Source organism: Pseudoalteromonas fenneropenaei, assembly GCF_042643375.1.
Lineage (GTDB): Bacteria > Pseudomonadota > Gammaproteobacteria > Enterobacterales > Alteromonadaceae > Pseudoalteromonas > Pseudoalteromonas fenneropenaei.
Map to the genome: position 1 here is coordinate 238,581 of NZ_JBHRSD010000017.1, position 25,962 is coordinate 264,542.

The window sequence follows — 25,962 nt, forward strand, 5'->3', positions numbered from 1 at the left end:
TCATGAAAAAGGTTGTACTTTTAATTTACGGCGAAGGTGGCCATCGCCAAGAAATGAAGCTCTTACTCGAACATATAGACACTGGAACTCTAGATTTTATTTCTGTGGGGCCCGCGCCTCTCGATGAATCTATCCGCCATGTAAGTCTCATGGATGTTCGGGATAAAAATAAGCATTCAAATCTAATAACTCTATTGATTAGAAACTTATCTTGTTTACCAATGCTTTATAAAATAGTGAAAAAGTATGGTGTTAGTGGTGCTATCTCTACCGGACCAGGTAACGCTATATTGCCTTTTATTCTTCTTAGATTGCTAGGTAAAAAAACTGTTTTCGTCGAAACATTTTGTCGTTTCTACACAAGATCAATAACTGGTAGGGTAATGTATCGCATTGCAAGCGACTTTTATGTTCAGAATAAAGAGCAGCTGGTGTTTTATAAGAATGCAAAATATAGCGGTCGTTTATGAAAGTTTTTGTGACAGTAGGCTCATCACCTTTTGACTCTCTAGTAAAAACTGTTGATGAGTCTATCGCGTGCAAAGGAGAGATTGAATGCGTATTCCAAATCTCACATGGTCAATATCTGCCAAAAAATGGTAAGTATTTTGACTTTTCTGATGTCTTTCATTCATATGTTAATGAGTGTGATGTCGTTATCACTCATGCAGGAGCAGGCACTATTTTCTATCTATTAGATCAGAATAAGCGTTTTGTTGCAGTGCCGAATTTAGAAAGAATAGATAAACATCAAGCAGATCTTGCTAACTATATAAAAAATAATGGTTTGGCGCTTGTATGTAATGACCTAACGAGTTTAGCTTCAATATTCGATCAGTTATCAACATTTTGTCCTGCATATTACGAAAAAGATAGCTTTTTTGTAGCCAATGAATTGATAGCATTATTTTGATGAACCTCAAAACTCTTCTTTATTATGCCCTTGGGCCTGTTGCAGCAGCAGCAATTGGATTGTTGAGTGTTCCATTGTTGGCTTGGGTATTTCCTGTCGATGCAGTAGGGATGGTTGCAATACTCAATGCAACTCTGACAGGAGCGGCGTTAGTCTTGACGTTAGGGTTTGATCAATCCTATGTAAGAGAGTTTCACGATGCGTCAAACAAGGTTGTTCTATTTCGTTCGGTTTTCATTGTACCATTGTCTGTAACAGCATTATTTTGCCTACTATTGCTAGTTTTTCATACAAAGCTTGCAGATTGGTTTTTGCTACCAAAAGACGACTCATCTAAGTTAATTACTATTTTTTCTATCGCTATATTCTCAACAGTCATTTTTCGATTTAATTCGCTCATCATAAGGATGCAGGAGCGACCATTAATTTTATCTTTACTGCAAATCTTACCTAAGGCCTTAATACTACTTGCGATACCAATAGTTTTTTTTAAAGGGTTTGATAAAAGTAGTATTTCCGCAACTTTTATATTTACTTTTGCATTAGTGATTAATACTGCATTGGCTTGTTATCTATGTCGTCATGAGCTGATTTCTGCTTTGTTCTTAAAGGTTAAAAGTGACCAAAACCTAGATAAAAGAGTAAAACGCTTTGGTTTGCCTTTAGTTCTATCAGGCGCGATATTGTGGTGCTTAAGCAGCTTTGATCGATTCTTACTTACCTATTTTTCTGACCTAGAAAGTTTAGGGCGTTATTCCGTTGCGTTAAGTTTTGCGTCTGCGGTGACTATATTGCAGCAAATATTTTCAACTGTCTGGACGCCTCAGGTATATAAGCTAAATAAAGAAGGTGCGAGTATCGTTCAATTTGAAAAGGTAATGATAAATACTCTGCTTGGTCTGGCAGTTGCTTATATATTAATATTGATATTTTCTCCTGCTACAGCGTGGTTTATTCCAAAAGAATATAGTGTAGTTGTTTTGTTGTTACCATTATGTGTTTTACAACCTCTTTACTTTACCTTGTCTGAAACAACCGTTATTGGCATCAATATTTCTCGGAAAAGTCACTACATGCTACCCGTAACAATCGTAGCACTTACTGTTGCAGTGTTATTGGCAGTTATTTTAATTCCAAAATATAAAGAGGTTGGTGCAGCGATTTCACTGGCTTCAGGTTTCTTTGCTTTTTTTATGGCTAGAACAGAAATATCAAGACGCATATGGAAACCTTTCGGAGTCAAAAAGTTATATACAGTGACAGCTGTTATTTATTTTTCAGCTATTGCTCAGGCTTTTTTTGTAGGTGAATATCTGGTTTTATTCAAAATTTTTGTTTCAACTACACTTATTATTATGCTTAAAAATGAGATTATAGGGCTGAAAAAGCGTGAAAAAAATCCTTCATCTGATGACAAAACTCCCTGACAAATATAACGGTAAGTTCGTCGAGATATCATCGTTACATTTAAGTGAGTATCAACACTATTATGTTGCGCTTGTATCAGACGGTACTGACTTAGCTAAATATTACCCCGAACAGGCCAATATTTTAGATCTCAATAGCCTTGGTAAAATATCGAAATGGAAGAAAATCTACTCTTTATTGAGTAGTAAAGATTTTGAGCTTAATGTGTTTCATGGATTGTTTTACACAGGACCATTCCTTGCTTTTATTGCCTTTCTTTTTACTTTTTTCAAACTCGGTGATAAGTCACTTTGGATGACTTGGGGCGGAGATATCTATTACTTTCAAAATAGACCAAAAAATTTCTTGGGATGGATAAATGAGTTGTTCAGAAAACGAGTTATAAGAAAATTCTTTGCAATTGCCTCTCCATTAGATGAAGAGCTAAAATTAATTTCTTTAAACTATAAGACAAGTGCGCTTCATTTAAATTTACTTTATCCGAATCCAATAGGGATTGAGAAAAGTCCGGAAAAAAAAATCGAAAAAGGTAAACCTGTTAAGATCTTAGCTGGTAACTCTGCTGATCCACAAAATAATCATCTTGAAATATTTCATCGCTTAGAGAATTTGAAAAACGATGTGGTCGTTTATTGCATATTATCCTACGCTGTTGTGGATTTATCTTATCGAGATCAAGTTATTAAGAAAGGATATGACATCTTCGGGGAGAATTTTATTCCTATTCTAGATTTTATGGGTCCCGAAAAGTACAAAGAGTTACTAAATGATATTGATATTTCAATATTTTTCCATAACCGCCAGCAAGCTATGGGGAATATCTACCAGTTTCTATATTCTGGAAAATGTGTTTTTTTAAGAAAGGATACATTGTCCAGTGTGTTTTTGAAGAGAATAGGTTTTAATATTTACGATAGTAATAGTTTAATTCATCTAAATAAAACCCAATTGATGAAATTAATTGAGTCGGAAAAGAAAAATACTGAGCGTTACAGGGAAATTATTGAAGAATATTTTGATACGCCCGCAGTGATTTCAGTTTGGGAAAATGGGCTAGAAAAGTTATTTGCTTATATTAAAAAGAGCCATTAACTAATGGCTCTCTAGGTAATTCCTAATCACTTCAATTATATAATCAATTTCGCTTTCATTCATGTTAAAATATAATGGTAATCTCACTAGTTTTTCTGATTCTTTAGTTGTGTGTAAATCTTCACCGGTTAATTCACCAAGTCTCTTTCCTGCTGGACTGGAGTGCAATGGTATATAGTGAAATGGAGATATTATATTTTTATCTTTACAATGAAGAATAAAATCAGTTCTTTTATCAATGTTTTCGAACTTAAGGAAAAACATATGGGCGTTGTGCGTGTTGAATTTGGGTATTGAAGGTAGTGATATTTTGCCAGAGTCTACATAACTATTAAATGCGGCATAATATTTATCCCAAATGTAGAGCCGCTTTTTATTAATTAAGTCTAAACATTCTAACTGAGCATATAAGTAGGCTGCTTGAATTTCAGAGGGCAGGTAGCTCGAGCCTATATCTTGCCAAGTGTACTTATCTACTTGTCCTCTGAACATTTGCGCTCGGTTTGTACCCTTTTCTCTAATTATTTCAGCTCGTTCAACAAGTTCTTGACTGTTAATTACAATAGCGCCACCTTCACCACCAGAAGTGTAATTTTTGGTTTCGTGAAAACTATAACATCCGATATGTCCAATTGTACCTAAATATTTGTCTTTATACTTAGCATTTACGCCTTGAGCTGCGTCTTCTACCACCCAAATCGCATATTTTTTCGCTATCGACATTAACCTATCCATATCGCATGATGTGCCAGCATAATGGACAGGCACAATTACTTTTGTATTAGGAGTAATTGCCTGTTCTACTGCATCTAAATCTAGGTTCATTGTTAATGGGTCGACATCGACAAATTTTATTTTTGCGCCCCTCAAAGCGAATGCATTTGCTGTTGAAACAAATGTGTAGCTCGGTATGATAACTTCCGATTGGGAATCTAAGTCAAGCAACAGGGCTGCAAGTTCTAGTGATGCTGTACACGAGGGTGTAAGTAACACTTTATGCGCTTGAAATTCAGCCTCCATTAATTCGCAAGCTTTCTTAGTAAAACCGCCATCACCACATAGTTTGTTCGATAGCATTGCTGTTTCTATGTATTTTAGTTCTGTGCCAACAATTGCTGGCTTATTGAATGGGATCATGTCCGGTAAAACCAATAGTTAATTGAATTAGGTGTAAAGCCAGCTTTTGCGTATGCTTGAATGGCAGCTGTATTTGACATTTGAGTAGAAACTAATAAAGAATCACAACCCTTTTTCTGACAGGCAATTATTACGGATGCTAATAATTGCTTACCAACTCCTTGTCTGCGAAAGCGGCTGTCAACCGTGATAAGCCCTATTCTTGCATGTTGTCCATGAAATTTTAGGGTCGCAAATCCAGTTATTGAACCTGAGTTATCTTTAGCAACTAAACAAATATCGTCATATTGACCTAAAACTGCTTTTTGGGCCCAAGTTGAGTAAAGGTTGCTGCGGTGTAAATCTGAAAACCAAGGTGCTCTATAGCGAGAGGTTTGTAATTCGTTACTTGCTATCTTACAAATCTCATTAATATCATTTGGGGTTGCGGTTACAGCTGGTTCAAAGTTATTTGAGTACTTATTATTTGTAAGATCTAGAATAAAGTTCAACTCACCTTCTACAAAAACAAACCCCATATTAGATGGGTTATCAATATGAGTACTATTACTTGCCGATACTTTTGCTTGAACTAGTTCGAAATCAGCGAAATTTAAATTCAGCTCGATTTCCTCATTACTTTCAAAGTGTCCAATTTCTTTTCCGAAAAACTCGCTATCCCAATCTAGTCGACGCAGCGAGCTAAGCTTATCTGCCATTAGCGATTTCCTGTAGATAAACTCCGTAACCCGTCTTCATTAATGGTGTCGCAAATTCTAGCAATTCGCTTTTTGAAATCCACTTCTTTCTAAAAGCGATTTCTTCAAGACACGCAATTTTATAGCCTTGCCTATGCTCTAATGTTTGTACGTATTGGCTAGCCTCAATCAGGCTATCGTGTGTACCAGTATCTAACCAAGCAAACCCGCGCCCTAACAATTGCACTTGAAGTTGACCTTGAGCAAGGTAAGCATTATTAATACAAGTGATCTCTAATTCTCCGCGAGATGAGGGTTTAATTGATTTGGCAATTTCAACAACTTTATTGTCATAGAAATAAAGCCCCGTAACTGCCCAGTTTGATTTTGGGTGTTCAGGTTTTTCTTCAATACTTAAAACAGTCTGTGTATCGTCAAATTCGACTACACCAAAACGATTCGGATCTTTCACTTGATAGCCAAAAATACAGGCTCCATGTGTAATTTCTCTAGCCGTTTTTAATTTTTCTGCAAATCCTTGGCCATGATAAATGTTGTCGCCTAAAACCAGACAAACACTGTCTGTACCAATAAACTTTTCACCTATAGTAAATGCTTGTGCAAGTCCTTGCGGTTCGTCTTGGATTGCATATTCAATACTAAGCCCAAAGCGACTTCCGTCGCCCAATAATTGTTTGAAACTGTCTTGGTCCTGTTTGGTGGTGATGATTAAAATTTCACGAATATCAGCCAGCATTAACACAGACAGCGGGTAATAAATCATGGGTTTATCGTAAATAGGTAATAGTTGTTTGGAAACCCCAAGGGTTATCGGGTAGAGTCTGGTACCTGAACCGCCAGCTAATACAATCCCTTTCATGCTATAGTCTCGTTTGATATTTTATAACTGCCATCTACAACCTTAGTCCACCACCATTGGTTTTCTAAGTACCACTCTATCGTTTTTCTTAATCCGGTGCTGAATGTTTCGCTTGGTTTCCAACCTAATTCTTGTGTAATTTTGGAGGCATCAATGGCATAACGTTTGTCATGACCTGGCCTATCGGTAATGAAATGAATAAGCTGTTTGAAATCTGTAATGCCTGCAGGTTTAGTTTGCACGAGCTCATTGAGTATTTCACAAATACTATAAACAACTTCTAGGTTGGTCATTTCATTGTAACCACCTATGTTATAGGATTCATTTAATTTGCCTTGTTTCGCAACCATTAGCAAAGCCCTAGCATGGTCTTCAACAAATAACCAATCCCTAATTTGTTGTCCATCTCCGTAAATAGGCAATTGTTTACCTGCAATTGCATTCAAAATCATTAACGGAATTAACTTCTCAGGGAAATGGAAGGGTCCGTAATTATTTGAACAGTTTGTGATAACAACAGGTAAATTGTAAGTTCGGCCCCAAGCTCGCACTAAGTGATCTGAGCTTGCTTTCGACGCGGAATAAGGGGAGCTGGGGGCATAAGGTGTCTGTTCAGTAAAGAGCGCTGATGTCCCATCTAAGTCACCAAATACTTCGTCCGTAGAAACGTGATGAAAGCGAAAATGTGGCACCGATGTCTTTTCTAAATATTCTCTGGAGACTTCCAACAGAGTAAAAGTACCAATGATATTAGTGTTGATAAATTCAGCAGGACCAGATATCGAACGATCAACATGACTCTCTGCAGCCAAATGCATCACAACATCGGGCTTAAAATTGTCAAAAATACATTGAAGAGAGGTTTTGTCGCATACATCAATTTGTGCAAATTGGTAACGCGGGTGTTCACTATATCCGGTCAATGAATCTAGATTGCCGGCATAAGTAAGCTTGTCTATGTTTAGTACATTATCTTCCGTATTATCAATGATATGACGAACAACCGCAGAACCTATAAATCCAGCACCACCCGTTACAATTATATTCATATGTTTTCCCAAATAGACTACGCGCTACTTTTTCAAACGCTAATTTTACCTCATGTGATGAGGTAAACTCAATTTTTGCTTGAGTAGGTAGAACTTTTTCCAATGGGAAAAACTTTTGATATACTGCGCGTCATTTGTTTTGTTTATAGTGACTGAAATATATGGATATCCCTCCAACGACTCAAAGTCTATCTAACGCGGCTTCGCTTGCTTTTAAAGAAATCGGGCGATTTAAATGGCTAGTAATCATAGGTTTTTTACTATCCGCTGGGGTGTCGATTCTCATCGCGGTAAATCAACCAAACATATACACAGCAAAAATGATTGTAGTGCCAAGCAAATCTAAAGATTCCGGCGGTTTATCCAAGCTTGCAGGACAATTTGGTGGCTTAGCGAGCATGGCGGGTATTTCACTGGGTAGTTCAGGAGACCAGACCGCTGCTGCAATAGAGTTCATGAAAAGTAGGAACTTCCTGCACAACTTTATCGAAAAGCGTGAACTATTACCTTACTTACTTGCATTGGAAGGGTGGGATCGGGTAACTCGAAAGCCAATTTTTAATATTGAAATTTATGACTCAAACACAAAGACTTGGACCAGAACCCCTGCTCCTGGTAAAAATCAAATTCCAACGCCTTGGGAGGGTTATGATGCTTTAGTTCCGAAGATTACGCTGGCGAACTCAGATAAAAAGGGAATTGTTGAGATAAAGGTAAGCAGTTTATCACCAGACTTATCTCAGAACATTGCAAATTGGCTAATTGAAGACATAAACCTTTTTTGGAAAGAACAAGACAAAATTCAAGCCGACCAAGCTATTTCTTATCTAGAAAAGAAGGCAAACGAAACAACAGTTGCGGAGTTGCGGACGATGTTTTACGAGCTTATTGCAGAACAAACTCGAACAAAACTTGTTTCTGCGGCGAGTGATGATTACCTTTTTAAAGCATTAGCGCCAGCATTTTATCCTGAGGAAAAGTCAGGGCCATCACGCGCTTTGATCTGCATTGCAATAACGATGTTAGGTGGTCTAATGTCTCTAATCTTAGCTTTCATTCTGGCTTTAAAGACCAGAGGCCAAAAATAATGTCGCCTAACAACACTGATAAAAAAGTAGTTTTGATTACGAGTAATCAGTACAAGCCTAACATTGGTGGAATTGAAAACTCGCTTTTTCATCTAGCCCAAGAATATAAGGAACTTGGATATAAGCCAATCTTAGTAGTTAGTGATCTGAATCCGGAACAGCAAGCGTTGCCCGCTGAGAGTAACGAAAATGGTGTAGCCATCTTCAGATATGCTGCGTTTCAAGGTGAGGGCATGGTCGGGTTCATTCGTCATGTTCAAAGTGCCTATAAGTTATATAGAAAAGTGAATAAGCAGTACGATATTAAATTTACAGTTTGCCGCTACCACTTCAATCTAGTGTTGTTAAAAATTGCTGGGCTCAGAAATGTTAATTATCTTGTCCCTGGCGTGGTAAAAAACGAGTCCAAAGCCAGCCCAATTGAAAATCCAAGATTTTTATCACAAGTTAAGTCTCATCTATCTTTTAATTTTCATAAGCTGCTGCAATGGATTGCATTTGCCACTGCGGATAAAGTCAGTGTGTTCAGTCAAAATATGTTTGAGCAAGTAAGAGATGTGCACCTACCAAAAAATGGCATTTTTATTTGCAAGCCCGGTGTAAGTTTGTCACGTTTCGAGCAAATCAGTTTTGAAGAGAAAATAAAACTGAGAGGGAAATTGGGATTGGCTGCTAACAAAAAGGCGTTTCTTTGTATTGGTCGGTTTGTAAAAGCAAAAGGATTTGAAACCGCAATTAATGCGTTTTCCAAAGTCGAAGATGACAATAGTGAATTATGGTTGCTAGGTGAAGGACCATTGGGTGAAAAGCTAAAGGAGCGCGTATTAGAACTAAATTTGAGTAATAGAGTCCGTTTTTTAGGCAAGCAAAGTTGTCCTGAATTATACTATAAAGCAGCTGATTTCTTTGTTATGTCATCGACTTATGAACCATTAGGGCAAACTATATTGGAAGCCTTAGCGTGCGGTTTACCTATTATAGCAGCCTCAGCATCTTCTGAGGTTGTGACAGCCTCGTCAGAAATATTAGAAGAAACCCGAAACCTATTTGTTGCCAAGCACGATGCAGATGAATTTGCGCGCGCTTTCGAGCGGTGTTTGACTATGTCAGAGGAAGATTACGCAATCATAAGCGCGGAAAACCGAGTGTTGGCCGAGTCAAAATTTAGTTGGGTTAAACTTGCTCAAGATTTGGAGCTTACTTAATGGGTGTCTACATTCGCTATTATATGTGTAGATTGCTCATGGTAGTTTGGAGTAATCGAAAGCTTCAAGAGTTAGTAGCTAGATTGGGTTATGAATTGACACTTTCTCGCTATCGAAAAAAAGGGGTTGATGTTGGCACAAATACACTGCTGATAAATTGTACTTTTTCGTCTTCATTCAAAGGTGACCAATTTAAAATAGGTAATGACTGTACGATTACTGGGGTTACTCTATTGGGTCACGACGCGTCACCAACCTTATTTCTTGAAAGCTTAGTAAAAAGAACAGAAGTCTATTTGCCAGGCTCTAGATGTTCCTACCGAGCGCCAATTACGATTGGTAATAAGGTCTTTGTTGGCTGGGGAAGTATAATAATGCCTGGAGTCACTATAGGAGACAATGTTGTTATTGGCGCCGGGAGTGTAGTTACTAGAGATGTACCCTCAAATGTTGTCGTTGCTGGCAATCCTGCACGAATAATTAAAACGATTGAGGAATACAAATCAAACTACGTGGAGAAGCTAAGAAATGAACCGGAAAAATTTTGATGGCTGATTCCTTAGACCTAATGAAAAATAATAATCCTAGCATATTGCATAGTATCGTAATGCTGCTGCTGTCATTTTACTTGTTGGCCGATGTGGTTTCAGGTTTTGCTGTTTTACAGCTTAATATCGATTTAAAAATTTCTCTTGCTTATAAGTTGTTTTTAACTTTAATTTTGTTGTTTTTGATCTTCGTTTTGAACTTTAGTTATATTTTGTTTTTCTTGGTTATATTATCTTACTATTTGTTGGCACCAGCTTTGCAGGTTTTAAAGGGTAGTGATATTGCATTTTTTGTTTCTGACTTTTCAAATGTGGTAAAAATATTAATGCCATTTATTGTGTTTGTATATATTGGCTTGATGAGTGAACGTTATTACCATTTTACGAGTAAGTGGGTAGAACGGGCTCTGTTTAGTAATTTCATCATTCTTTGCGGTAATCTTGTTATCGGTTTAATGGGGTTTGGAAGGCCTAGTTACGAACTAAGAGATGGTGAAAGCGCAGGTACAAATGGATTTATATATTCTGCAAATGAGCTTGGTGCAACTATGGTTGTACTGTTTTGCTTCGCCTTACATTTATGTTGGAATCGTAAACCAAAATTTTACTGGTTAGCTGCTGCCGGCTCATTACTTGCTGGGGTCGCAGTGGCGACAAAAACAGCTCTTCTAGCTACATTTTTGATTATTTTTTTAGTGCCTATTTTCAACGAAAGAGAGCGGTTTTTATCTTTAACTAAGCTAAAATTTGCAATGTTTGCTCCTGCTTTAGCACTCACATCAGTGTTCGTTATAATGATCGTAGACTTCTTAAATGCGTTAGGTCTATATGATAAATTTGTTTGGGTTTTAGACCAAAAAGGTGTTTTAGGAATTATATTGTCTGGTCGCGACCTGTATGCAAAAGAAATCTTGCAAGTTTACTTTTATCAGCTTGAGCTTTGGCAGCAAGTTATAGGGGTAAGTAGTGCAGGCATCGCGCAATTTATACACATAAAATATTCAGCTGAGATTGATTCAGTTGATATTCTTGCTTGGTTTGGTGTTGTTGGACTGTTTATCTGTTTGAGTTTGCATCTTTATTTATTCATTAAGGCATGGGTACAGTTTCGATCCCCTTCGTCACTGTACAGCCCATGTGTCGCACTGGGTTTATCTATTCTATTTTGTTTATCTCAGTTGAGTGGACATGTCTGGATGTCAGGCACACTAGGAGTCTCCTTGGGGTTATTCGCAAGCTTGTTGTGGTTCGATAAACCTCAGCAGGAGGTAGTGTGATGTCACCCCTCGTTACAGTTTGGTTACCAACCTATAATCGTTTACATCTCCTTAAGCGCGCAGTTGATTCAGTACTAGCTCAAACCTATAAAAACATTGAGTTGTTCATTGTTGACAATGGGTCTAAAGATGGGACACAAGAATTCATAAGAGACTTAATGTTGCGTCATCCTAATATCAGGTATAAAAGGTTTGATGAAAATCGGGGAGCCTGTAATGCACGCAATTACGCCATTTTAAATGGCGAAGGATTGTATGCGACGGGATTGGATGACGATGATGAATTTTTACCAAATCGGATTCAAAGTTTACTTGAAGCCTTTGATAAGCAAGATGCATTTGTTTGCTCTGGTTACTATTGGGATTACGGAAGCCGACGAAAAGCCATTCTATCAAGTCAACTTTCAATCGGGATTAATGAACAATTAAACTTTAATCAGGCTTCAAATCAAGTATTCACTTTCAGAAATCGTCTGATTGAAAGTGGATTATTTGATCCTGATTTGGTTTCTTCCCAAGATTGGGATATGTGGACTAGACTTATTCTTAAATATGGTAATGGTAAGCGTATCGCAACCGTGTCTTACATTGTGCACACTGCCCACGATCTACCTAGAATAACGAGTAGTGAAGATGCTCGAGTGCGAGGTTTAGAACAATTTTTTTCTAAATATGAAATGTATATGTCGGAGCAAAACAAAAAATGTTTTTCCTTCTTTATGCATTATACTCAAGGTAAATGTGTAACACTCATGGATGTTAAACGATTTTATTGTAAACCGATAGCAGTAAAAGTTATTAAAGCATGGCTTGCTTCATTATTCCCTTACTTAGCAAGAAAAAGATTAGAGATCCTCAAGTAAAATGAAAAATATTATTAAAGTATGTTTCATTGCTAATCTATTCCCTTCAGTGAGAGATCCTTCTTTTGGATCGTTTGTAGGAAAAAACTATCAACATCTAAAAGAAGTTAATTATGATATAACTGAAACTATAGTTATTGATGAAAGGGTGGTTGGATTTAGAAAACTGATCACATACATGGTTTTTATTTTTAAAGGTTTTTTTAAGATTTTTAAAGGTAATTATGATTTTATTTATATTCACTATTTGACTTATTCGACAATTCCCCTTTTACCTTATTTGTTTTTCGGAAATCCTATCTATGTTGTAAATATTCATGGTGATGATCTTGTTGGTGAAGGGCGGATTCATAAAGTGATGGGAATGTTTTCAAATATCATTCTCTCAAAAAGTAAGGCGCTGGTTGTGCCCTCTTTATACTTTAAAGATGAACTGATTAAGCGTTATCCTCATGTAAATAAAGAAAAAATAATTGTTTCTCCATCAAGTGGTTTTGATGAGAAGGTGTTTTTTCCAGCACGTAAAACATTTAATAGTGAGCAATTAAAGCTAGGCTATGTATCACGCATAGATGAAGGGAAAGGATGGCAAGAGTTACTTCAAGCGCTCGTATTGATTCGCAAAACTACCCCTAATGTTTATGCTCAACTCTCGTTAGATATATACGGTACAGGTTCCCAAGTTTCAGAATTGAATCAGCAGCTTGCTGATTATAATTTGCGTGATAAAGTGGCGTATTTTGGTGCTCTAGAACAAAAGGAATTGGGGTCAAAGTATCGAGAGTTTGACGCGTTTGTGTTTCCAACGCACCGCGAGAGTTTTGGCCTAGTTGCGATTGAAGCTATGGCATGTGGAATTCCAGTGTTGGCAAGCGATATTAGACCGGTAAATGATATAGTTGAACACAATAGTACCGGTTTACTTTTTAAACGTGGTTGTGCCAAGAGTATTGCCGACGCTATCGTCGAATTTGCGTTGATGCCAACTGAGAGAAAGCACGAGTTAGGGGTCGGAGCACAGCTCTCTGTGATTGAATATGGTAGCGTACAAGTCCGTGAGAAGTTGAAGCTTGATCTTCACTTTGCTTTGAATAAAGAGGAAATTTAAGTGACAAAGATAGCTGTAGTTGGTACGGGATATGTCGGTTTATCAAATGCGTTACTTTTAGCTCAGCATAATGAGGTTATTGCTTTAGATATTGATGAGACAAAAGTAAATTTGCTGAATCGTAATCAGTCTCCAATCGTTGATAAGGAGGTTGAGCAGTTCCTATTAAGTGGTCGGCTTAATTTTTGTGCAACGATGGATAAAGCAAAGGCTTTTGATGAAGCTAAGTTTATTATTGTGGCGACTCCCACGGATTATGACCCACAAACTAATTACTTTAATACGAGCTCTGTAGAGTCAGTTCTTAAAGATATCGAGAATCATAATCCAAACGCAATTGTAGTCATTAAGTCGACTATTCCGGTAGGTTATACCGAATCTTTAAAGTCACGTTTCCCAACGTTGAAAGTTCTGTTTTCGCCAGAGTTTTTACGTGAAGGGAAAGCACTGCATGATAATTTATATCCATCTCGCATTGTTGTGGGTGGGCATTGTAAGGACGCGAAGTTATTCGCCTCTTTATTGAAGCAAGCGGCAATAAAGGAGGATGTTGCTGTATTGCATACCGGAGCGACGGAAGCTGAGGCGATCAAGTTATTTTCCAACACTTATCTGGCAATGCGAGTAGCTTACTTTAATGAATTAGATAGCTATGCTGAAAGCCATGGCTTAGATTCGCGTCAGATCATTGAAGGGGTAGGGCTTGACCCCAGGATCGGCAATCATTATAACAATCCTTCATTTGGTTACGGTGGGTATTGCTTACCGAAAGACACCAAGCAGTTGCTGGCTAATTACCAAAACGTACCTAACAACCTGATCCGTGCGATTGTGGATGCTAATACCACCCGTAAAGACTTTATAGCCAATAGCATTCTTAAGCGCGAGCCGAATGTTGTAGGGGTGTTTCGATTGATCATGAAGTCAGGCTCAGATAACTTTCGTGCGTCATCCGTTCAAGGCGTGATGAAACGCTTAAAAGCCAAAGGCGTGACAGTTATAGTTTATGAACCTGAGCTACATGAGCGCTATTTCTATCGTTCAGAAGTCGTGCGTGATTTAAACGAATTTAAAGCACGTAGCGATGTGATTGTATCTAACCGAATGTTTACAGAGCTTGAAGACGTGCAAGACAAAGTTTATACCCGAGATCTATTTCAGAAAGATTAGCAAATGCTAAATTCTTACTTCTAAAGCTCAAGCCTGCTATCTAACTTATTTCGTAACTCGAACACAAAAGTAGAGGGACATAACTGGAGTTTGGAATAACAACTTGTTCTCTTGCAGTTGTTATTCCTTATTACTGCGTTAAATTTGTTTGCAATAGCCCAGCTATTAATGCACAAATGCGCCTTGTCTTAAAAAACACCAAGCTACAGCGCAAAAGTGTTTGCGCGCCTATGGTTATTTGTAAGTTAACTAACTTCTTATCTCGGCTTCAGGGACGCAAAAAGCCTCAAGATACTCTTGGTCTGTTTGGGAGCTGTACTATATAAAAAGATTATAAGTGCATAAGGCTCAACAATAAGCCTTCACAATGCCATTTCAAGCTAGATTATTTTCTGAAAATACTTATTTTTTCCACATTTTAGCGCTACAGTGATAGATACTTTTATTTAACATTTAATTGTGTTTTTGTAAATTGATGGTTGTCTTTATAATGTCAGCTGGTTTTTTGTAACTTCATGAATTTTAATGTTATTACTTGTTGTTGGTGAATGAGGTTAAGACCAAATGCTGAGTTTTATGTTGGATAAGATCTTTGCCCTGTGTATAATGCGCAAGGCATGTCACCAGTGTAAGCACTATGTTGTCAGTAATGCAGCGTTTATGGAAGTTTAGTCATAATGGATTATTGGTTTTTGTTGTATTGTAAACCTAAACAAGAGCAGCGAGCACAAGCTAATTTAGCTCACCAAGGGATTGAGAGCTTTTTCCCATTCGCTGAGTTCACCACGCTTAATCGCGGTAAGCGCGTTACATCCTTACGTCCAGTATTTCCAAACTATTTATTCGTTAAGCTCAACGCTGAGAGCGGTCCGTTTGCTGCGGTGAAAAACACTCGCGGTGTGAGCCGTTTTATTGCTTACGGCCAGAAATACCAAACTGTGCCTGACTCCCTTGTTGATCAACTTAAAATAATGGAACCTAAACAGTTGCATGGCGATACCTTGCCTAAGCAAGGCGATGTAGTGATCTTAAATACGGATTCATTTCAGAATGTACAAGCAATTTACCAAGAGCCAGACGGTGACACTCGCTGTGTTTTGCTATTACAGCTTCTGAATCAAGAAGTTAAAATTATCGTAGACAATACGGCGATAGAACGAACTACAAATTGATATTTCGTTTTATTTTAAGAAAATACATAAATTTTAATAACTTATCAGCATGTGGGGGCTGTAACCTAGGGGCGGAAGCGTGCCCAATGGCCACATCATTTTCATGTAGGCGCGATTTTACATCGTGCTTTTGGCAGCGACACCGGTGCGGCGAATTGAAAAACATGCGGGGTATAAAACCCCGCCTACAAAATTGGGTGCAATGCCGTTCAATCATGCCCCTGTAGGCGCGATTTTACATCGCGCTTTTAGCAGCGATACCGGTGCGGCGAATTGAAACGGTGAACGAAAACATGCGGGGTATAAAACCCCGCCTACAAAATAGGGTGAAACCCAGTTTAATCATGCCCCTGTAGGCGCGATTTTACATCGCGCTTTTGGCAGCGACACCGATGCGGCACATTGAAACGGTGAACGAAAACATGCGGGGTATAAAACCCCGCCTACAAAATAGGGTGAAATCCCGTTTAATCATGCCCCTGTAGGCGCGATTTTACATCGCGCTTTTGGTGGCCACACCGATGCGGCGAATTGAAACGTGAACGAAAACATGCGGGGTATAAAACCCCGCCTACAAAATAGGGTGCAATGCCGTTTAATCATGCCCCTGTAGGCGCGATTTTACATCGTGCTTTTGGTAGCGACACCGGTGCGGCGAATTGAAACGGTGAACAAAAATATGTGGGGTATAAAACCCAGCCTACAAAATCGGGTGAAATCTCGTTCAATCATGCCCCTGTAGGCGCGATTTTACATCGTGCTTTTGGTGGATGCGGCGAATTGAAACGGTGAACGAAAACATGCGGGGTATAAAACCCCGCCTACAAAATTGGGTGCAATGCCGTTCAATCATGCCCCTGTAGGCGCGATTTTACATCGTGCTTTTGGCAGCGACACCGGTGCGGCGAATTGAAACGGTGAACAAAAATATGCGGGGTATAAAACCCCGCCTACAGGCGCGATTTTATATCGCGCTTTTGGCTGCGACACCAGTGCGGCGAATTGAAACGGTGAACAAAAATATGTGGGGTATAAAACCCCGCCTACAGGCGCGATTTTATATCGCGCTGCGAATTTCGATTACACAAAATTGCAAATTTATAAATATCAAATAATTAAACCTTTGGCTGCTAAAGCCAAAATCATCATTTAACCCATTTGTCTGCTTGCGGCGGCACTACGGGCATGGTTTAATTTCACGAATTAAAAATTACTTAACAACTTGTTAGGCAAAAATTTGGGAAAACACATGGCGTTACGCGGTAAATCACTTTTAGCCTCCGTTGTTGTATTAACCCTTGGCGGTTGCAACATCATACCTGGTAGTCACTTTGAAGGCGTTGAATCAAGCCAAAGTGCAGAGCAACTTAATAGTGAGCTGGAAAAGGTCAATATCCAAATGATTGACTCTCAGCTTATTGCTACACAAAAGCAGCTGCAAAGCGCAGCTAAAATAACGGTAAACAGCAAAGGCCTAGATACCTCAAACTATGAGTATCGTCTTGGTGTGGGTGATGTACTCACCATAGGTGTCTGGGATCATCCAGAGCTGACGATTCCAGCTGCGGTTCAACGTACGGCAGAATTTGACGGTTTTCGTGTGCAGGCAGACGGCACAATTTCATACGCTTATGCGCCTAATATCAAAGCGGAAGGCCGTACAGTTACAGAAGTACGTGCTGACTTAGTAAAGCGCTTAAGTCGAGTAATTGAAGACCCACAAGTGGATGTGAAAGTAGTAGGTTTTAGAAGCCAAAAAAGCTACGTAACAGGTGAGGTAAACAAGCCGGGTGTTTACGCTATTACAGAAACCCCACTTACGCTGATTGATGCCCTGAATCAAGCCGGCGGCCTTACGGAAAACGCAGATTGGCGTACCGTCACTTTTACCCGTGGCGATAAAACCGAGGTTATTCGTCTAGATGATTTTTATGCTAAAGGCGATATTTCGCAAAACCGCTTACTTAAACATGGCGATGTTATTCATGTAAACCGTGACGATGCACAAAATGTGTTTGTACTTGGTGATGTGAAAAAATCTGGCACAGTTAAAGTGAAACGCTATGGTTTGAGCTTAGCGCAGGCGCTAAGTGACTCTGGCGGCTTAAACGAAAATACCGCCAATGCCAGTGGCGTATTTGTATTACGTAAACGTGACTTAGCAAAAGACGGCGTATTGGCCGATGTATACCAGTTAAATGCCAAAAATATCTCTGCCTTAGTACTTGCGGACCAGTTTGCGTTAGAACCAAGCGACATAGTTTACGTAACTACGGCACCAGTGGCGCGCTGGAATCGCGTAATTAGTCTATTATTACCTTCGGTCAGCGTGGTTGAACGTGTTGACGACCTGACAACCAACTAAGGAATAAGCATGTTTGACTCTGTTCTTGTGGTTTGTGCTGGCAATATTTGCCGCAGCCCAACCGCAGAATATGTACTAAAGCAAAAGCTCGAAGGTAAAAACATTGCGGTTAGCTCGGCAGGGCTAACCGCAATGGAAGGCAAGCCTGCCGATGCGATGGCCCAGCAAATTGCGGCCAAGCATGGGGTAGATTTAAGTGCTCACGCAGGGCGCCAGCTAAATAGTAGCTTAGTGGCGCAAAACGCGGTGATTTTAGTGATGGAGCAGCGCCATTTAAGTGATCTCTGTACCCGTTACCCACAAGCGCGCGGCAAAACCTTTTTACTTGGTAAATGGCTAGGTGATAAAGACGTACCCGACCCATACAAGCAAAGCCAGGAAGCCTTTGAGCACGTATACCAGTTAATTGACAGTGCCTGTAACGCCTGGCAAAAGTATTTATAGGGATCATGGGTTCATGAATGTTCCTCCTCAAGTTATGATGAATAGTCCAAGCAAAACACAGACAAATGATGTTCAAGAAATCGATTTAATGGCGTTGATTGGCGCGTTACTCGATAGAAAATTGTTTATTTTATTGGTTACCGCTTTATTTACCCTAGTTGGCATTGCCTATGCGGTATTTTCCACGCCTATCTACCAAGCAACAGCCATGATCCAAGTTGAGGAAAAGTCTTCATCAGTACCTGGGTTTGATGATGTATCAGGGATGTTTGAAAGCACCTCCGCTGCTGTAACTGAGATAGAGCTACTTAAGTCTCGCAGTGTGATTGGTGAAGCCGTTGATGCACTAAAGCTAGACATAGTTGCAGAGCCAAAGCTATTCCCTGTTGTGGGCGGCCGCGCCTTTAGAAGCTTTCGCGCAAAGCAACTAGGCGATTTAGCATCGCCAACCTTTGGCGCAAGCTCATACGCGTGGGGCGGCGAGCAAGTTGAAATCTTTAAATTTGAAGTACCAAGCTATGCCATTGGTGCAGAGTTTACTTTGCAGGCTTTGGGCAATGAGCAAGTTGCGCTATTGGACGCAGACGGTGAGCAAATATTAGCAGGGCCAATTGGCGAACAAATTGAGCAAGGCGCATTTATTCTTACGGTTAAAACCTTAATTGCCAACGAAGGCACCGAGTTTTTATTAGTAAAACGCGATAGGCTCAATACCATTTTAGACTTACAAGCCGATATCAGCGCCAGTGAAAAGGGTAAAGATTCCGGCATTATTAACCTCGCATTTCAGCATGAAAACGCCCATTACGCGCAAAAAGTGCTAGATAAAGTGGCCGATATTTATGTGCGCCGTAATGTGGAACGTAATAGTGCTGAAGCACAAAAGTCATTAGAGTTTTTAGAAGTACAACTACCTGAGGTGAAAAAGGAGCTAGAAGCCGCGGAGCAAAAGTTTAATAACTATAAGGTTAAACAGCGCTCAGTCGATATTAGCTTAGAGACCCAAGGCGTACTAACCCAAGTAGTAGAGCTAGATACCAAATTACAAGAGTTAGAGTTAAAGCGCTTAGAACTAGGGCGTAAATTTAAAAAGGACCACCCAACTTACCAAGGTATGCTTGAGCAAATTGCGGTAGTTAAAGAGCAAAAGCGCAAACTTACCAGTGAAGTGAGCAACCTGCCAGAAACACAACAAGAGTTACTGCGCCTAACGCGCGATGTTGAAGTAAACAACCAAATCTACACTTTGTTACTGGGTAAAACCCAAGAGCTGGATATAGTACGGGCTGGTACTGTGGGTAACGTGCGGGTTATTGACTCTGCTGAAGTTAACCGTTCAAAACCAGTTAAACCGAAAAAAGCCTTGATAGTAGTTATGGCCACTCTGCTAGGCGGTATGTTAGCCGTTGCTATTGTGCTTATTCAACGCGCATTGCACCGTGGTATTGAAGACCCGGGTGATATTGAAGCGCTTGGCATTCCAGTTTATGCCAGCATTCCGTACTCAGAATACCAAGATAAACTCACCGGTTTTAGTAAAGTACGTAAGGGGAAAAAAGAGGGTAAAGCGCGCTCAATACTGGCGGTAGATAACCCGGCTGACCTCTCAATTGAAGCAATGCGAAGCCTGCGTACTAGCCTACACTTTGCGTTACTTGAAGCAAAAAACAATATTATCTCTATCTCTGGCCCAAGCCCAGGTGTGGGTAAGTCGTTTGTTTCGGTAAACCTTGCCACGGTACTTGCACAAAGTGGCAAGCGAGTGTTGGTTATAGACTCTGACATGCGTAAAGGATACTTGCAAACTCAGTTTGGTATGGAGTGGGACAACGGTTTAAGTGATTACTTATCAAACCGCTTAACGTTAGAGCAAGTAATTAAACACTCGCAAGTTGCTGGGCTTGATGTAATTACCCGCGGGCAAATACCACCCAACCCAAGTGAGCTTTTAATGCATGCTAACTTTACCCGTTTGGTAGAAGAAGTAAGCAAACTGTACGATTTAGTAATTATCGATACCCCGCCAATTTTAGCGGTAACCGACCCTGCTATTGTAAGTGCCCACGCAGGTTGTACACTCTTGGTTACCCGATATGGTCAAACCCATGCAAAAGAGCTGGAAGTAACCCGCAACCGCTTTGAGCAAAATGGCGTAGATATTAAAGGCGTAGTATTTAACGGTGTATTGCGTAAGGCATCTAACGCCTACGGTTACTACGGTTATTACTACAACTACGAATATAAATCAGACAAGTCTTAACTCAAAACTCTGTAGGCGCGATTTTGTATCGCGCTTCTAACAGAGAATCGCAAAGCGGCCGAGTAAAACCAGCATCCTGTAGGCGCGATTTCACATCGCGCTTCTAACAGAGAATCGCAAAGTGGCTGAGTAAAACCAGCACCTTGTAGGCGCGATTTCACATCGCGCTTCTTACAGACAATCGCAAAGTGGCCGAATAAAACCAGCGCCCTGTAGGCGCGATTTTACATCGCGCTTCTAACAGAGAACCGCAAAGCGGCCGAGTCAAACCAGAACCCTGTTAATCGTATTCTTAACGGCGTAAATAACATTACTTTAATTGAACCACAGCAGTACTTGCCTTTTGTGTATTTAATGAATAAAGCGCATATCATCTTAACCGACTCTGGCGGTATTCAAGAAGAAGCCCTAAGCCTCGGTAAACCTGTTTTAGTTATGCGTGATACAACAGAGCGACCAGAAGCGGTTGAAGCCGGTACAGTGAGGTTGGTAGGGACGAGCATTGATAAAATTGTTGAAGAATTAAAGCAACTACTAACTAATCAAGATGCCTACAATGCAATGAGTTTTGCCCATAATCCTTATGGGGATGGTAAAGCGCGTGAGTGTATTTGCACAGCGGTTATACAACATAAATCAAATTAATTACTAGCAATATAGGCTACATATAAACGTTTTTGAAAAGGGATACCATGTCATTTAAAACAATTTCGGTAATTGGCCTAGGTTATATCGGATTACCTACCGCAGCTATGTTTGCATCACGTAAAATAAAAGTAATAGGTGTAGATGTTAATCAAAATGCAGTCGATACCATTAACCGTGGCGAAGTCCACATTAGAAAAGCTTATTAAGCCTCTTGTGAAGAGTGGTTATGGTAAATATGTTTTTGAGCTTTTAAAAAATGAATAAAAAAAGAGTGTGTGTCAATCTATTGGGAAAAAAAGGCTATGACTGTTTGAAAAGTCTTGTTAACTCTAACTTACATGATTGTTTGAGCATTCTTGTAGTAATAGGACAAGATGATAACGTAACAAATGATTATTCTGCAGAAGTAGAAGGATTGTGTAACAACTTTGATATCGACTTTGTATACAGAGATAAAACGTTAGATTACTCACTTTTTGACTATGTTTTTGCTGTTGGATGGCGTTGGCTGATTCGTGGTGTTTTAGAACAAAAGCTCATAGTATTTCATGACTCTATATTGCCAAAATATAGAGGCTTCGCTCCATTAGTGAATGCGGCGATGAATAAAGAGCCTCAACTGGGTGTTACAGCTTTATATGGTCATACTGAGTATGATAAAGGTGATATAATAGGTCAACGAATTATAAATGTAACTTACCCTAATAGAATTAGTCACTTTATAGATGTAATTTCAAATTGCTATGCAGTTCTTTTTATCGATATTGTCGAGCAAATTTTAGATGAAAAACCAATTTGTTCGATAGTTCAAAATGAAGCTGAAGCCTCTTATAGTATTTGGTTAGATGATGAAGATTATTATATCAATTGGGCAGATAGCGCAGAAGATATCGCTCATAAAATTAACTTATTAGGGGCGCCTTATAAGCATGCATGCACGTTTCTAAAAGAAGATAGAATAAACCTAATATCTGCCGAGGTTTACAAAGATTTAACCGTGGAAGCGAGGCATATTGGAAAAGTTATGTTAATTGATGATGGATGTCCTGTAATAATTTGTGGTGATGGTTTGATTAAGTTGACAGACTTCACAGATTCAAAAGGAAATTCTCTAATTCCTTATACCTCTATAAGAGCAAGATTTAAAAATGATTCCATTTAATACCCCCCAAGTTTGGGTTCCGAACTAAATTACATAAAGCAAGCGATTGAATGTGGCGAGCTTTGCGAAGAAGGTCCATTTCAAAAAAGTGTCAAGCCTGGTTTGAAGAGCATTTTAATACACATTTGGCATTGCTTACGCCCTCTTGTACTGCAGCATTAGAGATGGCAGCGATTTTGCTCGATATTAAGCCTGAAGATGAAGTTATTATGCCGTCTTATACGTTTGTATCGACCTCAAATGCGTTTGTTTTGAGGGGAGCGAAGATAGTGTTTGCTGATATACGCCCAGATACTATGAATATTGATGAAACAAAAATTGAATCATTGATTACACAGAAAACAAAAGCAATTGTACCCGTTCACTATGCTGGTGTGGCATGTGAAATGGACACAATTATGCAGATTGCTGCCAAACATGATTTATATGTAGTTGAGGATGCTGCCCAAGGGGTTATGTCGACTTATAAAGGTAAGGCTCTGGGAACGATTGGTCATATTGGATGTTATAGCTTCCATGCGACTAAAAACTACACTTCCGGCGGTGAAGGTGGTTTATTGCTCAAAACCCTGTAGGTGCGATTTCACATCGCGCTTCTAACAGACAATGGCAAAGCTGCCAGATAAACCCAGAACTTTGTAGGCGCGATTATACATCGCGCTTCTAACAGAGAATCGCAAAGCGGCCGAGTAAAACCAGCACCCTGTAGGCGCGATTTCACATCGCGCTTCTAACAGGCAATGGTAAAGCGGCCGAGTAGAACCAGAACCCTGTAGGCGCGATTTCACATCACGCTTCCAGCAGACAATGGCGAAGTGCCGAGTAAAACCAGCACCCTGTAGGCGCGATTTTATATCGCGCCTCTAACAGGCAATGGCAAAGCGGCCGAGTAAAACCAGCACCCTGTAGGCGTGATTTTATATCGCACTTTTTAAAAATAATCAGTATCCTAAACACGTCGTCAATTGACGTGCTTAACTAATTAGTAAATTTAGCAATTAGGAAGTATCATGAAAGTACTAACCGTTTTTGGTACTCGCCCAGAAGCAATAAAAATGGCTCCGCTCGTCAAAGCATTAGAGAGCGATTCGAGATTCGATGCAAAAGTATGCGTCACGGCTCAGCACCGAGAGATGCTTGATCAAGTACTTTCACTTTTTAATATCACCCCAGATTACGACCTTAATCTAATGAAAGCAGGCCAAACGTTACCAGAGGTGACAAGCCGCATACTCCTAGAACTTACACCTGTTTTAAAAGAATTTAAACCCGATGTAGTCTTAGTTCATGGTGATACAGCAACAACCTTTGCAGCAAGTTTAGCTGCTTACTATGAGCAAATTGCTGTAGGGCATGTTGAGGCTGGGCTGCGGACAGGTAATATCTATTCTCCTTGGCCAGAAGAAGCAAACCGCAAGCTAACAGGTGCGCTAACAAAATACCACTTTGCACCAACACAAACCTCTAAACAAAATTTACTTGCGGAAAATTACCCAGAAAGTTCAATTTACGTTACAGGTAATACGGTAATTGATGCTTTATTATTGGTGAAACAGCAAATTGAATCAGATGCAGACTTAAATTCAACGCTTGCGTCAAAATTCCCATTTTTAGACTCAACAAAAAAGCTTATTTTAGTAACGGGCCACCGGCGAGAAAGCTTTGGCGGAGGATTTGAGCGTATTTGCGAAGCGCTCGTCAAGGTTGCTAATCAGCACTCTGATGTACAGATTGTTTACCCCGTGCACTTAAATCCAAATGTACAAGAGCCTGTTAATCGTATTCTTAACTGCGTAAATAACATTACTTTAATTGAACCACAGCAGTACTTGCCTTTTGTGTATTTAATGAATAAAGCGCATATCATCTTAACCGACTCTGGCGGTATTCAAGAAGAAGCCCCAAGCCTCGGTAAACCCGTTTTAGTAATGCGCGACACCACTGAGCGACCAGAAGCGGTTGAAGCTGGTACAGTAAAGTTAGTAGGTACAGACGTAATTAAAATTACTGATGAGCTGAACCAATTGCTTACCAATCAAGATGCTTATAATGCAATGAGTTTTGCCCACAACCCTTATGGGGATGGCCAGGCTTGTGCTCGCATTTGTGAAGCGCTTATAAAAAAATTATTAAAATTAAGAATTAGTGAATATTGCTAGCACAGCCATTTTTGAAAAGGGATACCATGTCATTTAAAACAATTTCGGTAATCGGCCTAGGTTATATCGGATTACCAACCGCAGCTATGTTTGCCTCACGTAAAATAAAAGTAATAGGTGTAGATGTTAACCAAAAAGCTGTCGATACCATTAACCGTGGCGAAGTTCACATAGTAGAGCCAGAGCTTGATATGATAGTGCATGCGGTGGTTTCAGAAGGCTATTTAAAAGCAACCACGAAGCCAGAGCCTGCAGAAGCATTCTTAATTGCTGTGCCAACACCTTTTAAAAAGAGTGATAATCCAATTCCTGAGCCGGATTTAAGCTACATAGAGGCAGCAAGTAAAGCTATTGCACCAGTACTTAAAAAAGGCGACTTAGTGATTCTTGAGTCGACATCACCAGTTGGAGCAACTGAGCAAATGTCGGCATGGCTTGCCGAAGCTCGCCCCGATTTAACCTTCCCTCAACAAACAGGTGAAGAGTCTGACATTCGCATCGCCCATTGCCCAGAGCGTGTATTACCCGGTCATGTAGTGAGAGAGCTAGTTGAAAATGACCGTGTAATTGGCGGTATGACGGCAAAATGCTCAACTCGTGCAATTGAATTATATAAAACCTTTGTGAAGGGCGAATGTGTGGTTACAAATGCGCGCACTGCTGAAATGGCAAAGCTAACCGAAAACAGCTTCCGCGATGTAAATATTGCATTTGCTAACGAGCTTTCCATGATCTGTGACAAGCTCGATATTAATGTGTGGGAATTAATAAAACTTGCTAACCGTCACCCGCGTGTAAATATTTTACAGCCAGGCCCTGGAGTCGGTGGGCACTGTATTGCAGTAGACCCTTGGTTTATCGTTTCAAAAACGCCAGATGATGCAAAACTTATCCACACCGCTCGTAAAGTGAACGATAGCAAGCCAGAATGGGTAATTAATAAGGTTAAAGTAGCAATTGCTGATTTTTTGCAAGCAAACCCTAATAAAACCGCAAAAGATATAACAATTGCATGTTATGGCTTAGCCTTTAAAGCAAATATTGACGATTTACGCGAAAGCCCTGCTTTAAATATCGCTAAACAATTAGCTGAGCTGCATTCTGGAGTTGTTATCGCTGTAGAGCCAAATATAGAAAAATTACCACAAGAGCATAATCACATTGAGCTTGTAAGTATTGATTATGCTGTGTCACAAGCGTCTATAAGTGTGATATTGGTAAGACACCGTGAGTTTGAAAAAATTACTTTCAGTATCGAAAACCTAGTTATTGATACGATAGGAATAAGCTAGTTTTACTTTTAACTTAAATTATGAT

The 25,962-nt window shown here is 39.6% G+C and carries 22 protein-coding genes and 3 pseudogenes; 21 read left to right on the plus strand and 4 right to left on the minus strand.

The window, feature by feature from the left end:
* Window positions 1-2 precede the first annotated feature (2 nt).
* The 4 genes from pssD to ACFOEE_RS11245 are packed head-to-tail and all read left to right on the plus strand — an operon-like array spanning window position 3 to window position 3,433.
* The gene (gene pssD, locus ACFOEE_RS11230; RefSeq protein ID WP_377124220.1) at window positions 3-470 is read left to right on the plus strand and encodes a PssD/Cps14F family polysaccharide biosynthesis glycosyltransferase; all 468 of its coding nucleotides are present in this window, start codon (window positions 3-5) and stop codon (window positions 468-470) included.
* Window positions 467-913 carry a PssE/Cps14G family polysaccharide biosynthesis glycosyltransferase gene (gene pssE / locus ACFOEE_RS11235; RefSeq protein ID WP_377124222.1) on the plus strand — a complete coding sequence of 149 codons (447 nt, stop codon included), beginning with the start codon at window positions 467-469 and terminating at the stop codon, window positions 911-913. Before pssD ends, pssE begins: the two co-directional genes overlap by 4 nt.
* Window positions 913-2,340 (plus strand): lipopolysaccharide biosynthesis protein, encoded by a 1,428-nt coding sequence (locus ACFOEE_RS11240; RefSeq protein ID WP_377124224.1) that lies wholly within the window; start codon window positions 913-915, stop codon window positions 2,338-2,340. Before pssE ends, ACFOEE_RS11240 begins: the two co-directional genes overlap by 1 nt.
* Window positions 2,303-3,433, plus strand: a complete 1,131-nt coding sequence (locus ACFOEE_RS11245; protein ID WP_377124226.1) for a TDP-N-acetylfucosamine:lipid II N-acetylfucosaminyltransferase — start codon at window positions 2,303-2,305, stop codon at window positions 3,431-3,433. The genes ACFOEE_RS11240 and ACFOEE_RS11245 overlap by 38 nt, the downstream gene beginning before the upstream one ends.
* Here the strand turns inward: ACFOEE_RS11245 and rffA are convergent, their stop codons facing one another.
* Genes rffA through rfbB form a run of 4 tightly spaced genes read right to left on the minus strand, consistent with a single transcriptional unit; the run spans window position 3,434 to window position 7,176 of the window.
* Window positions 3,434-4,570 carry a dTDP-4-amino-4,6-dideoxygalactose transaminase gene (gene rffA, locus ACFOEE_RS11250; protein ID WP_377124228.1) on the minus strand — a complete coding sequence of 379 codons (1,137 nt, stop codon included), beginning with the start codon at window positions 4,568-4,570 and terminating at the stop codon, window positions 3,434-3,436. It lies immediately after the preceding gene.
* Window positions 4,567-5,268, minus strand: a complete 702-nt coding sequence (locus tag ACFOEE_RS11255; RefSeq protein WP_377124230.1) for a GNAT family N-acetyltransferase — start codon at window positions 5,266-5,268, stop codon at window positions 4,567-4,569. The genes rffA and ACFOEE_RS11255 overlap by 4 nt, the downstream gene beginning before the upstream one ends.
* Window positions 5,258-6,127 carry a glucose-1-phosphate thymidylyltransferase RfbA gene (gene rfbA, locus ACFOEE_RS11260; protein WP_377124232.1) on the minus strand — a complete coding sequence of 290 codons (870 nt, stop codon included), beginning with the start codon at window positions 6,125-6,127 and terminating at the stop codon, window positions 5,258-5,260. Before rfbA ends, ACFOEE_RS11255 begins: the two co-directional genes overlap by 11 nt.
* Entirely contained in the window at window positions 6,124-7,176 is a 1,053-nt protein-coding gene (gene rfbB, locus ACFOEE_RS11265) for a dTDP-glucose 4,6-dehydratase (RefSeq protein WP_377124234.1), read from the minus strand. Before rfbB ends, rfbA begins: the two co-directional genes overlap by 4 nt.
* A 161-nt stretch (window positions 7,177-7,337) precedes the next feature.
* Between rfbB and ACFOEE_RS11270 the strand changes: the two genes are divergently transcribed.
* From ACFOEE_RS11270 to wecC, 17 genes and pseudogenes are all read left to right on the plus strand, one after another.
* Window positions 7,338-8,264 (plus strand): Wzz/FepE/Etk N-terminal domain-containing protein, encoded by a 927-nt coding sequence (locus tag ACFOEE_RS11270; RefSeq protein ID WP_377124236.1) that lies wholly within the window; start codon window positions 7,338-7,340, stop codon window positions 8,262-8,264.
* Window positions 8,264-9,469 (plus strand): glycosyltransferase family 4 protein, encoded by a 1,206-nt coding sequence (locus tag ACFOEE_RS11275; RefSeq protein ID WP_377124238.1) that lies wholly within the window; start codon window positions 8,264-8,266, stop codon window positions 9,467-9,469. Before ACFOEE_RS11270 ends, ACFOEE_RS11275 begins: the two co-directional genes overlap by 1 nt.
* 38 nt (window positions 9,470-9,507) lie before the next feature.
* Entirely contained in the window at window positions 9,508-10,017 is a 510-nt protein-coding gene (locus tag ACFOEE_RS11280; RefSeq protein WP_377124240.1) for a DapH/DapD/GlmU-related protein, read from the plus strand.
* A complete protein-coding gene (locus tag ACFOEE_RS11285; protein WP_377124242.1) occupies window positions 10,017-11,294 on the plus strand; it encodes a hypothetical protein in 1,278 nt (425 codons plus the stop codon). The genes ACFOEE_RS11280 and ACFOEE_RS11285 overlap by 1 nt, the downstream gene beginning before the upstream one ends.
* On the plus strand, window positions 11,294-12,157 hold the full coding sequence (locus ACFOEE_RS11290) for a glycosyltransferase (RefSeq protein ID WP_377124244.1): 864 nt from the start codon (window positions 11,294-11,296) through the stop codon (window positions 12,155-12,157). The genes ACFOEE_RS11285 and ACFOEE_RS11290 overlap by 1 nt, the downstream gene beginning before the upstream one ends.
* A 1-nt stretch (window position 12,158) precedes the next feature.
* Window positions 12,159-13,265: a glycosyltransferase family 4 protein gene (locus ACFOEE_RS11295; RefSeq protein ID WP_377124246.1), complete on the plus strand. Its 1,107-nt coding sequence runs from the start codon at window positions 12,159-12,161 to the stop codon at window positions 13,263-13,265.
* Window positions 13,266-14,435, plus strand: coding sequence for a nucleotide sugar dehydrogenase (locus ACFOEE_RS11300; RefSeq protein WP_377124248.1), 1,170 nt, complete (start codon window positions 13,266-13,268; stop codon window positions 14,433-14,435). It abuts the gene before it with no gap.
* Between the two features lie 677 nt (window positions 14,436-15,112).
* A complete protein-coding gene (rfaH, locus tag ACFOEE_RS11305; protein WP_377124250.1) occupies window positions 15,113-15,607 on the plus strand; it encodes a transcription/translation regulatory transformer protein RfaH in 495 nt (164 codons plus the stop codon).
* Between the two features lie 1,249 nt (window positions 15,608-16,856).
* Entirely contained in the window at window positions 16,857-17,972 is a 1,116-nt protein-coding gene (locus tag ACFOEE_RS11310) for a polysaccharide export protein (protein ID WP_377124252.1), read from the plus strand.
* Between the two features lie 9 nt (window positions 17,973-17,981).
* A complete protein-coding gene (locus ACFOEE_RS11315; RefSeq protein ID WP_377124254.1) occupies window positions 17,982-18,416 on the plus strand; it encodes a low molecular weight protein-tyrosine-phosphatase in 435 nt (144 codons plus the stop codon).
* A 13-nt stretch (window positions 18,417-18,429) separates the two neighbouring features.
* Entirely contained in the window at window positions 18,430-20,676 is a 2,247-nt protein-coding gene (locus ACFOEE_RS11320; RefSeq protein ID WP_377124256.1) for a polysaccharide biosynthesis tyrosine autokinase, read from the plus strand.
* Between the two features lie 270 nt (window positions 20,677-20,946).
* A pseudogene (locus tag ACFOEE_RS11325) lies at window positions 20,947-21,321 on the plus strand (UDP-N-acetylglucosamine 2-epimerase); the annotation flags it as partial.
* A 47-nt stretch (window positions 21,322-21,368) separates the two neighbouring features.
* Window positions 21,369-21,515 (plus strand): annotated as a pseudogene (locus tag ACFOEE_RS11330) (3-hydroxyacyl-CoA dehydrogenase NAD-binding domain-containing protein); the annotation flags it as partial.
* A gap of 65 nt (window positions 21,516-21,580) precedes the next feature.
* A complete protein-coding gene (locus tag ACFOEE_RS11335) occupies window positions 21,581-22,486 on the plus strand; it encodes a formyltransferase family protein (protein ID WP_377124258.1) in 906 nt (301 codons plus the stop codon).
* Window positions 22,473-23,049: pseudogene (locus ACFOEE_RS11340) on the plus strand (aminotransferase class I/II-fold pyridoxal phosphate-dependent enzyme); the annotation flags it as partial. The gene ACFOEE_RS11335 and the pseudogene ACFOEE_RS11340, both read left to right, overlap by 14 nt.
* Window positions 23,050-23,496: 447 nt before the next feature.
* The gene (gene wecB, locus ACFOEE_RS11345) at window positions 23,497-24,645 is read left to right on the plus strand and encodes a non-hydrolyzing UDP-N-acetylglucosamine 2-epimerase (RefSeq protein WP_377124260.1); all 1,149 of its coding nucleotides are present in this window, start codon (window positions 23,497-23,499) and stop codon (window positions 24,643-24,645) included.
* Between the two features lie 26 nt (window positions 24,646-24,671).
* Window positions 24,672-25,937 (plus strand): UDP-N-acetyl-D-mannosamine dehydrogenase, encoded by a 1,266-nt coding sequence (gene wecC / locus ACFOEE_RS11350; protein WP_377124262.1) that lies wholly within the window; start codon window positions 24,672-24,674, stop codon window positions 25,935-25,937.
* The last annotated feature ends 25 nt before the right edge of the window (window positions 25,938-25,962 follow it).

Bases quoted from the DNA above. Each gene is read 5' to 3' on its own strand.
- pssD (WP_377124220.1), top strand. From the start codon at position 3: ATGAAAAAGGTTGTACTTTTAATTTACGGCGAAGGTGGCCATCGCCAA.
- pssE (WP_377124222.1), top strand. From the start codon at position 467: ATGAAAGTTTTTGTGACAGTAGGCTCATCACCTTTTGACTCTCTAGTA.
- ACFOEE_RS11240 (WP_377124224.1), top strand. From the start codon at position 913: ATGAACCTCAAAACTCTTCTTTATTATGCCCTTGGGCCTGTTGCAGCA.
- rffA (WP_377124228.1), bottom strand. From the start codon at position 4,570: ATGATCCCATTCAATAAGCCAGCAATTGTTGGCACAGAACTAAAATAC.
- ACFOEE_RS11255 (WP_377124230.1), bottom strand. From the start codon at position 5,268: ATGGCAGATAAGCTTAGCTCGCTGCGTCGACTAGATTGGGATAGCGAG.
- rfbA (WP_377124232.1), bottom strand. From the start codon at position 6,127: ATGAAAGGGATTGTATTAGCTGGCGGTTCAGGTACCAGACTCTACCCG.
- rfbB (WP_377124234.1), bottom strand. From the start codon at position 7,176: ATGAATATAATTGTAACGGGTGGTGCTGGATTTATAGGTTCTGCGGTT.
- ACFOEE_RS11270 (WP_377124236.1), top strand. From the start codon at position 7,338: ATGGATATCCCTCCAACGACTCAAAGTCTATCTAACGCGGCTTCGCTT.
- ACFOEE_RS11275 (WP_377124238.1), top strand. From the start codon at position 8,264: ATGTCGCCTAACAACACTGATAAAAAAGTAGTTTTGATTACGAGTAAT.
- ACFOEE_RS11280 (WP_377124240.1), top strand. From the start codon at position 9,508: ATGGTAGTTTGGAGTAATCGAAAGCTTCAAGAGTTAGTAGCTAGATTG.
- ACFOEE_RS11285 (WP_377124242.1), top strand. From the start codon at position 10,017: ATGGCTGATTCCTTAGACCTAATGAAAAATAATAATCCTAGCATATTG.
- ACFOEE_RS11290 (WP_377124244.1), top strand. From the start codon at position 11,294: ATGTCACCCCTCGTTACAGTTTGGTTACCAACCTATAATCGTTTACAT.
- ACFOEE_RS11295 (WP_377124246.1), top strand. From the start codon at position 12,159: ATGAAAAATATTATTAAAGTATGTTTCATTGCTAATCTATTCCCTTCA.
- rfaH (WP_377124250.1), top strand. From the start codon at position 15,113: ATGGATTATTGGTTTTTGTTGTATTGTAAACCTAAACAAGAGCAGCGA.
- ACFOEE_RS11310 (WP_377124252.1), top strand. From the start codon at position 16,857: ATGGCGTTACGCGGTAAATCACTTTTAGCCTCCGTTGTTGTATTAACC.
- ACFOEE_RS11315 (WP_377124254.1), top strand. From the start codon at position 17,982: ATGTTTGACTCTGTTCTTGTGGTTTGTGCTGGCAATATTTGCCGCAGC.
- ACFOEE_RS11320 (WP_377124256.1), top strand. From the start codon at position 18,430: ATGAATGTTCCTCCTCAAGTTATGATGAATAGTCCAAGCAAAACACAG.
- ACFOEE_RS11335 (WP_377124258.1), top strand. From the start codon at position 21,581: ATGAATAAAAAAAGAGTGTGTGTCAATCTATTGGGAAAAAAAGGCTAT.
- wecB (WP_377124260.1), top strand. From the start codon at position 23,497: ATGAAAGTACTAACCGTTTTTGGTACTCGCCCAGAAGCAATAAAAATG.
- wecC (WP_377124262.1), top strand. From the start codon at position 24,672: ATGTCATTTAAAACAATTTCGGTAATCGGCCTAGGTTATATCGGATTA.